The organism is Rhizobium sp. 2MFCol3.1 (assembly GCF_000377565.1).
Taxonomy (GTDB): Bacteria; Pseudomonadota; Alphaproteobacteria; order Rhizobiales; family Rhizobiaceae; genus Rhizobium.
In genome coordinates, this window is sequence record NZ_KB898356.1 from 272,452 (window position 1) to 285,490 (window position 13,039).

Annotated in this window: 15 protein-coding genes; 12 read left to right on the forward strand and 3 right to left on the reverse strand. The window is 60.6% G+C overall.

What is annotated here, in order from left to right; translation table 11 throughout:
- The first annotated feature begins 9 nt into the window (after positions 1–9).
- The 12 genes from D460_RS0110010 to D460_RS0110065 all read left to right on the forward strand — a co-directional run bounded on the left by D460_RS0110010 (position 10) and on the right by D460_RS0110065 (position 10,314).
- A complete protein-coding gene (locus D460_RS0110010) occupies positions 10–300 on the forward strand; it encodes an STAS domain-containing protein (RefSeq protein ID WP_018898406.1) in 291 nt (96 codons plus the stop codon).
- A 2-nt stretch (positions 301–302) separates the two neighbouring features.
- Positions 303–668 (forward strand): chemotaxis response regulator CheY1, encoded by a 366-nt coding sequence (cheY1, locus tag D460_RS0110015; protein WP_018898407.1) that lies wholly within the window; start codon positions 303–305, stop codon positions 666–668.
- 17 nt (positions 669–685) lie between these two features.
- Positions 686–2,929 carry a chemotaxis protein CheA gene (locus D460_RS0110020; RefSeq protein WP_018898408.1) on the forward strand — a complete coding sequence of 748 codons (2,244 nt, stop codon included), beginning with the start codon at positions 686–688 and terminating at the stop codon, positions 2,927–2,929.
- 3 nt (positions 2,930–2,932) lie between these two features.
- Positions 2,933–3,400, forward strand: a complete 468-nt coding sequence (locus tag D460_RS0110025; protein WP_018898409.1) for a chemotaxis protein CheW — start codon at positions 2,933–2,935, stop codon at positions 3,398–3,400.
- The gene (cheR, locus tag D460_RS0110030) at positions 3,397–4,308 is read left to right on the forward strand and encodes a protein-glutamate O-methyltransferase CheR (protein WP_018898410.1); all 912 of its coding nucleotides are present in this window, start codon (positions 3,397–3,399) and stop codon (positions 4,306–4,308) included. The genes D460_RS0110025 and cheR overlap by 4 nt, the downstream gene beginning before the upstream one ends.
- Positions 4,305–5,345 (forward strand): protein-glutamate O-methylesterase CheB, encoded by a 1,041-nt coding sequence (gene cheB / locus D460_RS0110035; RefSeq protein WP_018898411.1) that lies wholly within the window; start codon positions 4,305–4,307, stop codon positions 5,343–5,345. Before cheR ends, cheB begins: the two co-directional genes overlap by 4 nt.
- Positions 5,345–5,734 carry a response regulator gene (locus tag D460_RS0110040; RefSeq protein ID WP_018898412.1) on the forward strand — a complete coding sequence of 130 codons (390 nt, stop codon included), beginning with the start codon at positions 5,345–5,347 and terminating at the stop codon, positions 5,732–5,734. The genes cheB and D460_RS0110040 overlap by 1 nt, the downstream gene beginning before the upstream one ends.
- Positions 5,731–6,285: a chemoreceptor glutamine deamidase CheD gene (cheD, locus tag D460_RS0110045; protein WP_018898413.1), complete on the forward strand. Its 555-nt coding sequence runs from the start codon at positions 5,731–5,733 to the stop codon at positions 6,283–6,285. Before D460_RS0110040 ends, cheD begins: the two co-directional genes overlap by 4 nt.
- A gap of 12 nt (positions 6,286–6,297) precedes the next feature.
- Positions 6,298–6,690 (forward strand): hypothetical protein, encoded by a 393-nt coding sequence (locus D460_RS0110050; RefSeq protein WP_018898414.1) that lies wholly within the window; start codon positions 6,298–6,300, stop codon positions 6,688–6,690.
- Positions 6,691–6,801: 111 nt separating this feature from the next.
- Positions 6,802–8,490 carry a flagellar basal-body MS-ring/collar protein FliF gene (fliF, locus tag D460_RS0110055; protein ID WP_026282989.1) on the forward strand — a complete coding sequence of 563 codons (1,689 nt, stop codon included), beginning with the start codon at positions 6,802–6,804 and terminating at the stop codon, positions 8,488–8,490.
- Between the two features lie 314 nt (positions 8,491–8,804).
- Positions 8,805–9,551, forward strand: a complete 747-nt coding sequence (locus D460_RS0110060; RefSeq protein WP_018898416.1) for a helix-turn-helix transcriptional regulator — start codon at positions 8,805–8,807, stop codon at positions 9,549–9,551.
- 13 nt (positions 9,552–9,564) lie between these two features.
- Positions 9,565–10,314, forward strand: coding sequence for a LuxR C-terminal-related transcriptional regulator (locus tag D460_RS0110065; RefSeq protein WP_018898417.1), 750 nt, complete (start codon positions 9,565–9,567; stop codon positions 10,312–10,314).
- Positions 10,315–10,335: 21 nt separating this feature from the next.
- On the opposite strand, the gene D460_RS0110070 is transcribed toward D460_RS0110065, so the two are convergent.
- The 3 genes from D460_RS0110070 to fliG all read right to left on the reverse strand — a co-directional run bounded on the left by D460_RS0110070 (position 10,336) and on the right by fliG (position 13,026).
- Positions 10,336–10,776, reverse strand: coding sequence for a hypothetical protein (locus D460_RS0110070; RefSeq protein WP_018898418.1), 441 nt, complete (start codon positions 10,774–10,776; stop codon positions 10,336–10,338).
- Positions 10,777–10,780: 4 nt separating this feature from the next.
- Positions 10,781–11,860, reverse strand: a complete 1,080-nt coding sequence (flhB, locus tag D460_RS0110075; RefSeq protein WP_018898419.1) for a flagellar biosynthesis protein FlhB — start codon at positions 11,858–11,860, stop codon at positions 10,781–10,783.
- Positions 11,861–11,985: 125 nt separating this feature from the next.
- On the reverse strand, positions 11,986–13,026 hold the full coding sequence (fliG, locus tag D460_RS0110080; protein ID WP_018898420.1) for a flagellar motor switch protein FliG: 1,041 nt from the start codon (positions 13,024–13,026) through the stop codon (positions 11,986–11,988).
- Between the last annotated feature and the right edge of the window lie 13 nt (positions 13,027–13,039).

Genomic DNA, 13,039 nt, shown 5'->3' on the forward strand with positions numbered 1-13,039 from the left:
GAAAGTCTGATGGCAGCAAAAAAGAGTGGGAAGACGCTGAACCTGGCGGCGACCATTGACCTCAACGAAGCCGCCGCCCTGCGCGACAAGTTTCTGTCGATGCGCGGCAGCGCCGTGTCGATCGATGCATCGGCCGTCGAGCGCGTCGGCGCCCTCGGCGCGCAGGTGCTGATGTCGGCCGCCAAGACCTGGGATCAAGACAAGCATGCGTTCACCTTCACCAAGGTTTCGGACGCGTTTCAGAAAACCATGCAGCTGATCGGTGTGGATGTTCACCCGCTGCTCGCCAAGGAGATTTAGGAATGAAGAAAAGAGTGCTGACCGTGGATGATTCACGGACGATCCGTAACATGCTTCTCGTGACGCTCAACAATGCGGGCTTCGAGACGATCCAGGCTGAAGACGGCGTCGAAGGTCTCGAGGTTCTGGAGACATCCCACCCCGACGTCATCGTCACCGACATCAACATGCCGCGTCTCGATGGCTTCGGCTTCATCGAAGGCGTTCGTCGCAACGACAAGTACCGCGCCATTCCGATCCTGGTCCTGACGACCGAAAGCGATGCCGAGAAGAAGAATCGCGCACGCCAGGCCGGCGCCACCGGCTGGATCGTCAAGCCTTTCGACCCTGCCAAGCTGATCGATGCCATTGAGCGCGTAACCGCTTAAAATCAGGAATTTCTTTTATGGATATGAACGAAATCAAAGAGATCTTTTTCCAGGAATGCGAGGAACAGCTCGCGGAACTGGAATCCGGTCTTCTGAAAATGAATGATGGCGATCGTGATCCGGAAACCGTCAACGCGGTATTTCGCGCCGTTCACTCGATCAAGGGCGGCGCTGGCGCCTTCGGTCTGGACGATCTCGTCGCCTTCGCCCATGTGTTCGAGACCACACTTGATTGCGTTCGTTCCAACAAGCTAGAGCCGACCCAGGATGTCCTGAAGGTCATGCTCAAGTCGGCCGACGTGCTCGCGGACCTGACCAATGCCGCCCGTGACGGCGGCACCGTCGACGAAAGCCGCAGCCGCGGCCTCGTCAAGGAGCTGGAAGCGCTTGCCAACGGCGAACTCCCATCGCCGTCAGCCGCTTCCGAAGCGCCAGCCGCTCCGGCACCGGTCGCCGCAGCACCGGTCAAGCCGACCGACGACAGTGGCTTCGAGCCGATCCCGTTCTCGTTCGATGAATTCAGTGACGACGAGACCTTCGAGATCACCTTCAAGCCGCGCTTCGAGCTCTATTCCAAGGGCAACGACGCGACGCTCCTCCTGCGCGACCTCAGCCGCCTCGGCGAGATGAGCATCTATTGCAACATGGATGCGCTGCCGGGCCTCGACGAGCTCGATCCCGAAGCCGCCTATTTCTACTGGAACATCACGCTCAAGACCGACAAGGGCGAAGATGCGATCCGTGCGGTCTTCGAATTTGCCGAGTGGGATTGCGAGCTGACCATCACGACCGTCGCCGCTGAAACCGAAGCCGCTCCGGCCGAGGAATTGCCGATGGTGCCCGTGCCCTTCGACCTCTCGGCGCTGGATGACGGCCCGGAAGCTCCGGCCGCTGAAAAGAACGATGCAGTTGCTGCTGTAGCCGCTGTCGAAACGGCTTCGAACGTGACGCAGATCGCGTCCGCCGCAGCCCGCGTCGAAAAGAAGGAATCGGCTGCTGCCGCCAATGCAGCCGCTGCCGCCGCCGCCCAGAACAATGCCGCCGCCAATAGCGCCGGCCAGACCATCCGCGTCGATCTCGATCGCGTCGACCGCCTGATCAACCTCGTCGGCGAGCTCGTCATCAACCAGGCGATGCTCTCCCAGAGCGTCATCGAAAACGACACGACCGGCACGTCCTCGATCAACATGGGCCTCGAGGAGCTTCAGCAGCTCACCCGCGAGATCCAGGATTCGGTCATGGCGATCCGCGCGCAGCCGGTCAAGCCGGTCTTCCAGCGCATGTCGCGTATCGTCCGCGAAGTCGCCGACATGGTCGGCAAGTCGATCCGCCTCGTCACCGAAGGTGAAAACACCGAAGTCGACAAGACGGTCATCGACAAGATTGCCGAGCCGCTGACGCACATGATCCGCAATGCCGTCGACCATGGCATCGAAAGCCCTGAAAAGCGCACTGCCGCCGGTAAGGATCCCGAGGGTACGATCAAGCTCACCGCGAAGCATCGTTCGGGCCGCATCCTGATCGAACTGCAGGACGACGGCGGCGGCATCAACCGCGAACGCGTCAAGCAGAAGGCAATCGACAATGATCTGATCTCGCCGGACGCCAACCTGTCCGACGAGGAGATCGACAACCTGATCTTCGCGCCGGGCTTCTCGACCGCAGACCAGATCTCGGACATCTCCGGTCGCGGCGTCGGCATGGACGTCGTCAAGCGTTCGATCCAGGCGCTCGGTGGTCGCATCAGCATCACCTCGAAGCCGGGCCAGGGTTCCGTCTTCACCATGAGCCTGCCGTTGACGCTCGCCGTCCTCGACGGCATGGTCGTCACGGTCGCCGGCCAGACGCTCGTCGTCCCGTTGACGGCGATCGTCGAAACGCTGCAGCCGGAGGCTTCGGCCATCCACTCCTTCGGCGCCAGCCATCGCCTGATCTCGATCCGCAACTCCTTCTGCCCGCTGGTCGATGTCGGTCGCATCCTGAACTTCCGCGCCACTCAGGCCAATCCGGTCGAAGGTGTCGCCCTGCTCGTCGAATCCGAAGGCGGCGGTCAGCGCGCGCTGATGGTCGATGCGATCCAGGGCCAGCGTCAGGTCGTCATCAAGAGCCTCGAGGCGAACTACACCCACGTTCCGGGCATTGCCGCGGCAACCATCCTGGGCGACGGTCGCGTCGCGCTCATTCTCGATGTCGATGCAGTCGTGGGCGCTTCCCGCGGCCAGGCGCTGAGACAGGAAGTATCCTTGGCGGCGGCGGGTTAAGTTATGTCTTACATCGTGAAAAATCTGAGCGAAGGGCACCGCGAGCTGATCGCGTTCCGCGTCGGCGATCAGGAGTTTTGCGTCAATGTCATGTCGGTTCGCGAGATCCGCGGCTGGACGCCGGCGACGGCCATGCCGCACTCGCCTTCCTACATGAAGGGGGTCATCAATCTGCGTGGCGCCGTGCTGCCGATCATCGATCTCTCGGCCCGTCTCGGCATGAAGCCGACCGAGCCGACGCAGCGCCATGTCATTATTGTGGCCCAAGTTCACCGAAAAGTAGTTGGTCTGCTTGTAGATGCGGTGTCGGATATACTGACTGTTAGTGAAGACAACGTACAGCCAACGCCCGAGATCGCGTCCGAACTGCAGCGTCAGTTCGCCCGCGGGATCATGGCGATCGAGAAACGTCTGATCTGCCTGTTGGAACTGGAAGCCATATTCCCTGACGCGGAAAGCGAAGCTGCATGAGTGTCTTGAGTGCAAAAGATGTAAGACCGGGGAGCCCCGACGAGGTTCTGGCGAGCGGCGAATACCCGCTGACGCGCCGCGACCTCACGGAAATCGCCGCGATGATCTACTCGGATGCGGGTATCTTCCTCAACGAGACCAAGGCATCGCTGGTCTATTCGCGTCTTTCCAAGCACATTCGCAATCTCGGCCTGTCCGGCTTCCGCGAATACTGTTCGCTGGTGTCGTCGCAGGCGGGTGCTGGGCCGCGCCGCGAAATGCTGTCGCATCTGACGACCAATTTCACGCGCTTCTTCCGTGAAAACCATCACTTCGAGCATATGCGCGACCACGTGCTGCCGGAGCTGTTGCAGCGTGCCAAGTCGGGCGGTCGCGTCCGCATCTGGTCGGCCGCGTCGTCGGATGGCCAGGAGCCCTATTCGATCGCACTCACCGTGCTGTCGATGATGCCGAATATCGCCGACTACGATTTCAAGATCCTCGCGACCGACATCGATCCGAAGATCCTCGCCATCGCCCGCGCCGGCGCCTACGACGAAAACGCGCTCGAAACCGTTTCGCCTGCCATGCGCAAGCAGTGGTTCAGCGAGGTCAATATCGACGGGCGCCGCAAGTTCCAGGTCGATGACCGCGTCAAGCGGCTGATCACCTATAACGAGCTCAACCTGATGGCCCAGTGGCCTTTCAAGGGCAAGTTCGACATCATCTTCTGCCGCAACGTCGTGATCTATTTCGACGAACCGACCCAGATGAAGATCTGGTCGCGCTTCGCCGAGCTCATGCCCGAGGGCGGTCATCTCTATATCGGCCATTCCGAGCGGGTGTCCGGTGATTCCAAGCATGTCTTCGACAATATCGGTATCACCACGTACCGCTATACGACCAAGGGCTTTGGGAGGAAGGGATGAGCATGGCGGCACGTGTTCTCGTTGTTGACGATTCTCCCACCATGCGCGGTCTCATCACCGCCGTGCTGCAGTCCGACCCTGACGTCGATGTCATCGGCCAGGCCGGCGATGCAATGGAAGCGCGCGAAGCGATCAAGAAGCTCAATCCGGATGTCGTGACGCTCGATATCGAGATGCCGAACATGAACGGCCTCGATTTTCTCGAGAAGATCATGCGTCTGCGCCCGATGCCCGTCATCATGGTGTCGACGCTGACGCATCGCGGCACCAACGCGACGCTCGCGGCATTGGAGATCGGCGCGTTCGATTGCGTGAGCAAGCCGCAGCCGGGCGATATGCGCCCCTTCGCCGACCTCGCTGAAAAGGTAAAGGCCGCCGCCCGTTCGCAGCGCCGTCCCGTCATGGCCCCGCAGCCTGTCGCGCCGCCGCCCGCGGTTGCCGATTATCGCGTCGGCCGCAAGGTGGTCGCGATCGGCTCGTCGACCGGTGGCGTGGAAGCTTTGATCGCCGTGCTGCAGAAATTCCCGGCCAACTGCCCGCCGACCGTGATCACGCAGCACATGCCGTCGACCTTCACCAAGAGCTTCGCGGAGCGGCTGAACCGCCTCTGTGCACCTGTCGTGCAGGAAGCGACGGATGGCGCGCGGCTTGAAATCGGCAAGATCTATCTGGCCCCCGGCGGCGAGCGGCACCTGCAGGTGGTCAATCCATCCGCACCCTGCTGCCGCCTTCTCGAGCGCGAGCCGGTCAATGGTCACCGTCCCTCGGTCGATGTTCTCTTTGATTCCGTCGCCGAGCTTGCGGGTCGCAATGCTGTCGGCGTGATCCTGACCGGAATGGGTCGCGACGGCGCCGCCGGTCTCCTGAAAATGCGCCATGCAGGCGCCCGTACCCTCGGACAGAACGAAAAGACCTCGGTGGTCTACGGGATGCCGCGGGTAGCTTTCGAACTCGGCGCTGTCGAACAGCAGCTGCCGCTTAATGCCATTGGCGAGGAAATCTTGAAGATGACCGCCCGTAAGGAAGGAACTGACTAATGTCACTCGCAGAGAAAATCAAAGTTCTGATCGTCGACGATCAGGTCACCAGCCGCCTGCTGCTCAGCGACGCGCTCACCCAGCTCGGCTTCAAGCAGATCACCGCCGCCGGCGATGGCGTGCAGGGCATGAAGATCATGGCCCAGCAGCCGCATCACCTGGTCATCTCGGACTTCAACATGCCGAACATGGACGGTCTCGGCTTCTTGCAGGCCGTCCGCAGCAATCCGACCACCAAGAAGGCAGCCTTCATCATCCTGACCGCGCAGGGCGACCGCGCGCTGGTCACCAAGGCGGCGGCCCTCGGCGCCAACAACGTTCTGGCAAAGCCCTTCACCATCGAAAAGATGAAGGCGGCCATCGAGGCCGTATTTGGAGCATTGAAATGACGATCGAGGTTGCGGCCCGCCGTGTTCACATCATTCAGGGCGAATGGAAGGTCCTGAATGATCCGAACGCGGTCTTGACGACCATTCTTGGCTCGTGCGTGGCTGCATGCCTACGGGATCCCGTGGCCGGCGTGGGGGGGATGAACCACTTCCTTCTGCCGGGCAACGCCACGACGCCCATGACGGGGGGAGATGCCACGCGTTATGGCGTGCATCTCATGGAACTGCTGATCAACGGTCTCTTGAAGCAGGGCGCGCGTCGCGACCGCCTGGAAGCCAAGATCTTCGGAGGAGCGAAGACGATCTCGACATTCTCGAATGTCGGGGAACAGAATGCCGCTTTTGCCATGCAGTTTCTGAAGGATGAAGGCATCCCCATCGTCGGTTCCAGCACCGGCGGCGATCACGGGCGCAAGCTCGAGTTCTGGCCGGTCTCCGGTCGCGCTCGACAGTACCCGCTCACAGGTGCCGAAACCCAGAAGACCGTCGCGCTCGAACAGCGTCCGGTTGCCCCGCAGAAGCCAGTTGAAACCAGTATCGAATTCTTCTGAGCCGAGGTCCTAATGAACGTGAATGCACAGGCGGAGCAGCCGTCGCCGGTCGAAGCTCTGCCCGATATCCTGATGCGTGTCGTGTCCGAACTGCACGACGTCGCCTATCTGATCGAGCGGATCGAACCGCAGCTTCTGGAGATCGGCGGCGAAAATCTGCTGAACGCGCCCGAGAGCATGAAGGTGCTGCAGGGCATCGATCTTGCCGTGCAGAAGGCGCGCGGCATCGCCGAATTCATCGACACGATCACCGGCGAGATCTCCAATGAGTGGATGGTCGATGTCGCAACCGCGCTCAGCCTCGTGAAGCTCAGCGAAATGCAGCGCGCGCTGGGCGGCGGCGGCATGCGGCATGGTCATTCCCAGCCGATCAACAAGGCTGCCGGCGACTTCGATTTCTTCTAGGCCGGCTCGCTTACTTACACGTCAATACGAAACGCTCGCACAAGTTTCGGCTTCTATAGGTCAAATTAGGCGATAGGCCTGCTTTGTCTGTAAAGATCGTGCGAGAACAGAATGAATCTGTTAAATCAATTACTTCCGGTTGTTAGGAACTTCAGTTCCCTTGGGCGGAACCGCCTGCTGGCGTTGGCCGGCATCGGGGTGGTTTCCGTGGCGCTCATTCTCGGCGCCGCTTTGTTGGTCAATAAACCTGCTCAGGAAACGCTGTATGTCGGGCTCGATTCGTCCGACCTGAACCAGATCAGTATTGCGCTCGCAGAATCGAACATCGCATTCCAGGTCGGTTCCGACGGTTCGAGCATCACCGTGCCTGCCGGCATGACCGGCAAGTCGCGTCTGCTGCTCGCCGAAAAAGGCCTGCCCAACAGCAATAACGCCGGCTACGAGCTCTTCGACAAGGTCGGCTCGCTCGGCCTGACCTCCTTCATGCAGGAAGTCACCCGCGTTCGCGCGCTGGAAGGTGAGATTGGCCGCACGATCCAATCGATCTCCGGCGTATCGGCGGCACGCGTGCACATCGTCATGCCCGAGGTCGGCAATTTCCGCCGCGCCGAGCAGAAGCCGACTGCATCCGTCATGCTTCGAGCGAGTGCCTCGACCGGCCGCGCCGCGGCAAGCTCCATCCGTCACCTCGTCGCCTCGGCCGTACCGGGGCTCGATGTCGGTGACGTGACCATTCTCGATTCCGCCGGCCAGCTGCTCGCATCCGGCGACGAAGCCAGCAACAGCAACCTCAACCGCTCGCTCGGCATCGTCCAGAACGTTCAGTCCGAGATCGAATCCAACATCGACAAGGCGCTCGCCCCGTTCCTCGGCATGGACAACTTCCGTTCCAGCGTCACCGCCGACCTGAACACCGACGCCCAGCAGATCCAGGAAACCGTCTACGATCCGGAATCCAAGGTCGAACGCTCCATCCGCACCACCAAGGAAGCGGCCCAGTCCCAGCAGACGTCTAACGACAACGCTGCCACCGTCCAGCAGAACGTCCCACAGGCAGCTCCTCCGAGCGGTGGTTCGAACGGTCCGGCATCCCAGGACAAGTCCGACAAGAAGGAAGAGCAGACCAACTACGAGATCAACAGCAAGACCACCGCGACCACGCGCAATAGCTACAAGGTCGAGAAGCTGTCGATCGCTGTCGTGGTCAACAAGGGTCGCATTGCCAAGATGGTCGGCGAGCCGGCCGACCAGGCGAAGATCGACGCCTATCTCGCCGAGATGCAGAAGATCGTTGCCTCCGCCTCCGGTATCCGCACCGATCGCGGCGACGTGGTCACCGTTACGGCCATGGACTTCCTCGAAAACCAGCTTCTCGAAGAAACCGGTTCCGGCGTCCGCGTCATGGACATGCTGAGCCGCAACCTTGCCGGCATCATCAACTCGCTCGCCTTCGTGGTCGTCGCCTTCCTGGTCATCTGGATGGGTGTCCGTCCGATGGTCCGCAGCATGACCGGTGGCGGTGCCGCAATCGCCGGCGACACCTCGATCGAGAGCGCCGGCCTCGAACTCCCGGACTTCGCGCCGGCAGGCGACGCCAGCGGCGGGGCCCTCATGGACGGCTTCGGCTCGGACTTCGGCTTCGACAGCACCGAAGATCTCCTCAGCCTCGGCGACGACGACGGCAGCTTCAATCGCCGCGTCAAGGAAGGGCCGGAGCGCAAGCTCGCCCGCATGGTCGAGATCAACGAGGAACGCGCAGCGAAAATCCTCAGGAAATGGGCGGTCGACAACGCCGCATAACAAAAGGGCCGGGAAACCGGCCCTTATCTTTTTTGGCACATCGCACACACGAAAACGGTGCACGACTCGCGTTTGACGCGAATCGTATTGCCATATGGCCTCGAATCATCTTAGCTTACTATAACTTCTAAGAGATGAATTCTTTGTGCGAATCGGCGCACAGTTCGCGGCGAAAGTAAATCCCCAGAACTCGGAGATGGTGATTTGCTCTCATTGACGTACCTTTTGGATGATTCGCGGAGAAGGTGCATTTCTTTGCTGAAAGACGTGATCAAGCTTTTTTCGTGATAAGTTCTCAGCCTCAGGAATTGCCAATGGACATGCATATATTGCAAGCTCTCAAGAGCGAAACGAGGACAGGGAACTTCGTCGGAATTGCTGCGACCAACCTGTCATCGCGCTCTGAACTCATTGCCCAGCTTTGTGAGATAGCGGGCACGGGAAGGTTGCAGCCAGGGCTGCGTATCCTCACCGATTACGTGGGGGCTTCGCATTATCTCCTGGCACGCGCTGATCTCTTGCAGGAAGCCGGCCTCGATTTCGTGGTCTCGTCCGATTGGCCCTTCGATCTCGTCACCAATCTCGCAGAGGCTTTCGTGGGCGGTTTCGGTCGCGCCACAGAGCTTGAGAAGTGCATGCAGCTCTTCCAGCCACACTTTGCCGTCCTGCCTGACACCGCTGACGTTCCTGATGGCGCAAGCCGCCAATATTGCTCGCTGATGTTCAATATCGGGCGCTCGCGCCTGGCGCTGATGTTCCTGTTCGATGATGGCTTCATCCTCTCGCAGGAGCGTCTGCGGGATGTCGGCCTGCTGACGGCCTATTACACGAGCCTGCTGCAATATAGCGGCACCAAGTCGGACCGCGATTTCGAACTGACCGATCGCGAACTCGAATGTCTGTTCTGGATCGCTGAAGGCAAGACCAGCGACGAGATCGCGATGATCCTCGGCATCTCGCGAAACACGATCAACAACTACATCACCAGCGTCATGCGCAAGACGGCGACGAAGACCCGTTCCGAAGCCATTGCCTTCGCTGTCAGAAATAACTTGGTGTAAGGAGGGCGCGCTCATGGCATATGCATCGGGCCGGTCGATCAGCAGCTCCGACACCATCTCGCGCTCCACGCGCGCCAACAGGGTCAGCAGCCGATCCGATCTTTTCCCGCGCCTCGTCGCCATGCAGAAGCTGGCCGATGCGCAGAACTTCGCGGTCTATCGCCTGTCCGGCTCCGGCCTGCCGGCCAAGCAGCGCCTGATCTGCGAGCTGGAAAACTGGGGTTCCGCCAATGCCTCGCTGCACAAGGCCTTTGTCGATGCTTACGGCGATGCGCTGATCGAGCATGTCGAGAAGTCGCTCCTGCCGCTCGCCTGGGCCGGCAGCCATGATCGCAGCTTCCCCGGCGCCATCGGCATGGCGCCATTTGTCGTGCGCCTTCCAGATGGCCTCGTGCCGTTCTCTGGCCTCGCTTTCCCCGTTCGCCTCGGCGCGATCGGCAACGGCTTCGTCGTCTTCACCGGCGATGATCTCGACCCGCCGAACGACATGGTCGTCGAGTTGCACGGCCGCGCCTGCCAGGTGATGATCGACCTGCTGTCGCTCGACGAACGCCGCGTGGCGGCAGCCGAAGCGCTCAGCGAACGCGAGATCGCCTGCCTGCAGCTCGCAGGTGACGGCCGTATCAGCGAAGAAATCGCCGACAAGCTCGGCCTGTCGGTACACACCGTCAACGCCTATCTCGGCTCGGCGACGATCAAGCTGGATTCGGTCAACCGCATCCAGGCGATCGCCAAGGCGATTCGGCTCGGCTACATCAGCTGAGAACTGATTCGGATTGGGTAGTTAGCTCGCGAGCGCCTGAAGCGGCGGTACGTTGTAGCGCGCCTGATTGAGGCTCTGTTCGAGAAAAGCGGTGTTTTCGTGCGGATTCGACGAAGGATTCTCGAAAGCGATGTGGTTGATCTCGATACCGGCGTGCTCGGCTGCGAGCGTCAGCTGTGCGTAGACGGTCACGCCGCGCGGCTTGATCTCCAGGTCGATGACAACCTCGGGCTTGCCGCCCCATTCGAGCGTATAGCTGCCGCCATGGCCGAAATTGACGGTACCGGGATGGAAGAACATCTCGGCGGCCGAGGAAACGAGGTCTGAAAGATTGCCGTAATACTCAAATCGCAGGATCGAAATCAGGTCCGAAGCGTCCAGCAACCGCAATTCGGTGGCGACTGGGCTGATTGCTTCGGCAAGAATCTTCTCGCGCTGGGCAGAGTAGGGGCATTTTTTCATTCGTTTATCTTACCCGGTTGTTCTTGGCCTGCGCCGCGTACACCCGATGAATGAGCTCCGCGACGGCCTTGTAGAATACTGACGGGATGACACTATCCACCGAGACTTGCGCAAACATGGAGCGCGCAAGTGGCGGATCTTCGAAAACCGGTATTCCGTTCGTCTCGGCGATCTCTCTGATTTTTAACGCAATTAGGTCCTGGCCCTTGGCAACGACGATAGGCGCGTCGTTTTCCTCGCGCACATAGCGCAGCGCAACGGCAAAGTGGGTCGGGTTGGCGATGACCATGGTCGCACGCGGCACGTTGGCGATCATGCGGCGTCTTGCGCGGTCGCGCATCAGCGCGCGCTGGCGGCCCTTCACGAAGGGGTCGCCCTGCGATTGCTTGTTTTCTTCCTTGATTTCGTGGCGCGACATCTTCAGCTCGGTGAACCAGTGATAGCGCGTCCAGAAGAAGTCGACGATCGCCACCAGCGCGGTCGCGATCAAGACCACCAGCGTGATCTTCTGCATGCCCGACATCATGCGGGTGAAGATCGTCGTCGGATCGGAGAACATCGCGTCGATCGACGCGAAGTAATCGCTGCGCAACAAGAGCACCATCACGACGCCGACGATGACGATCTTCGTGAGCGATTTGCCGAACTCGATGAGGCCTTGGAGGCTGAACAGCCGCGACCAGCCCTTTGCCGGCGAGATGCGCGACCATTGCGGCCTGATGCGCTCTAGAATTGGCACCGGCAGGTTCTGGCCGATCGAAGCCGCAACGCCGAATACCATGAAGAGAATCATCGCCGGCGCGAGCAGCTGCGCGCAAACCCAGCCGAGGTGGATGAAGAGCGACAGCACATCCGGCCCGGTATCGATCTTCCATTGGTCCGGCTGCTCGAAAATATCCTTGAGCGATGCCCCGACGACGCTGAGCCCGTTCGGCAGGAAGAAGATGAGATAGATGTAGGTGGCGAGAACCGTGGCGAAGAGGGGCAGTTCGCGCGAGAAGGGGGTATTACCTTTCTCAGCCGCGTCGCTTTGCTTTTTCGCGGTAGGGGCTTCTGTTTTACTGTCCTTGTCGTCGTCCGCCACGGTCGCGACTCCTACTCAAAAGAAAAGGCCGCGCCAGCGCGCGACCCTTGCTTTTGTAGTCCCCGGGAATGCCGTGATCAATCGCGGCGTTCGTCTCCGGGCTATCTGTACACAGTAACAGCGGCTTAGGCGGCAGCTGCCCCTTCGGCTTCGCCTTCCTTGAGCTGGATCTGGCCGGAATTGGCCAAACGAATCGCTTCCTGCGCGATGGCGCGGCGAGCGATTGCGATCTCGCGCGGGTTGATGCCCGTCGTGCCGCTCTGCAGGTCGGATTCGATCATGCGGCGCTGACGCGGGCTGATCGAGGCGAGAACGGCCTCCTTCATCTCCGACGAAGAGCCACGCAGAGCCATGGTCAGGATATCCGCGGAAATGTCGTTCAGCAGCATGACGCGGCTGCGCTGCGGCATGATCATCAGGTCTTCGAACAGGAAGATCTTCGGACGAACCTTGTTGACCGATTCGCGGCTGATCGATTCGAGCGACGTAAGCAGGGTATCGACCTGCGGCTTGTCCATCTCGTTCATCAGTTCGGCAACCTTCGTCGAGCCGATCGAATTCTTCTCGGCGTCGATCTCGGCGAGCAGCGTCATGACCTGCTTTTCGATGATCTGTGCCGCCTTCGGGCTGACGGATTTCAGGTTGACGGTACGGTTCATGATGTCGGCGCGGCGGCCGTCGGGGATCTGCATCAGCACCTTGGCGCCGAAGGAGGAGGGCATCATGGATAGGATGTAGGCGACCGTCTGCGGGTGTTCGCGCAGCAGGAACTTGCCGATGAAGGCGGGATCGCCTTCGCCCAGCCGGTCCCAGATGGAAGTTTCATAGGCCTGGAACGCCGTGCGGCGGCCAAGCAGGCTGTCGACTTCGTCGGGCGTCAGACCTTCTTCGAGGATGCTTTCGATCGCCTTGGCGTTGTCCATCAGACCTGCACCTTCGGTGAACAGATCCTCGAACTCGGCCACAAGGCCGAGCAGCTCATCCGGCGGGATCGCGCGCAGAGCCTGCGCGGATCCGATAATCGTCTGCAGTTCCGCCTGCGTGAAATACTTCAACAGTCTGCCAGCAACCCCTTTCCCCATCGCGAGGAGAACGGCCGCTGCTTTCTCAGCCTGGGTCAACGGTTTCTCGGCAAGAGCGCCGCCGAAATCGTCAAAGTCCATCATGGTCTAACCTCTC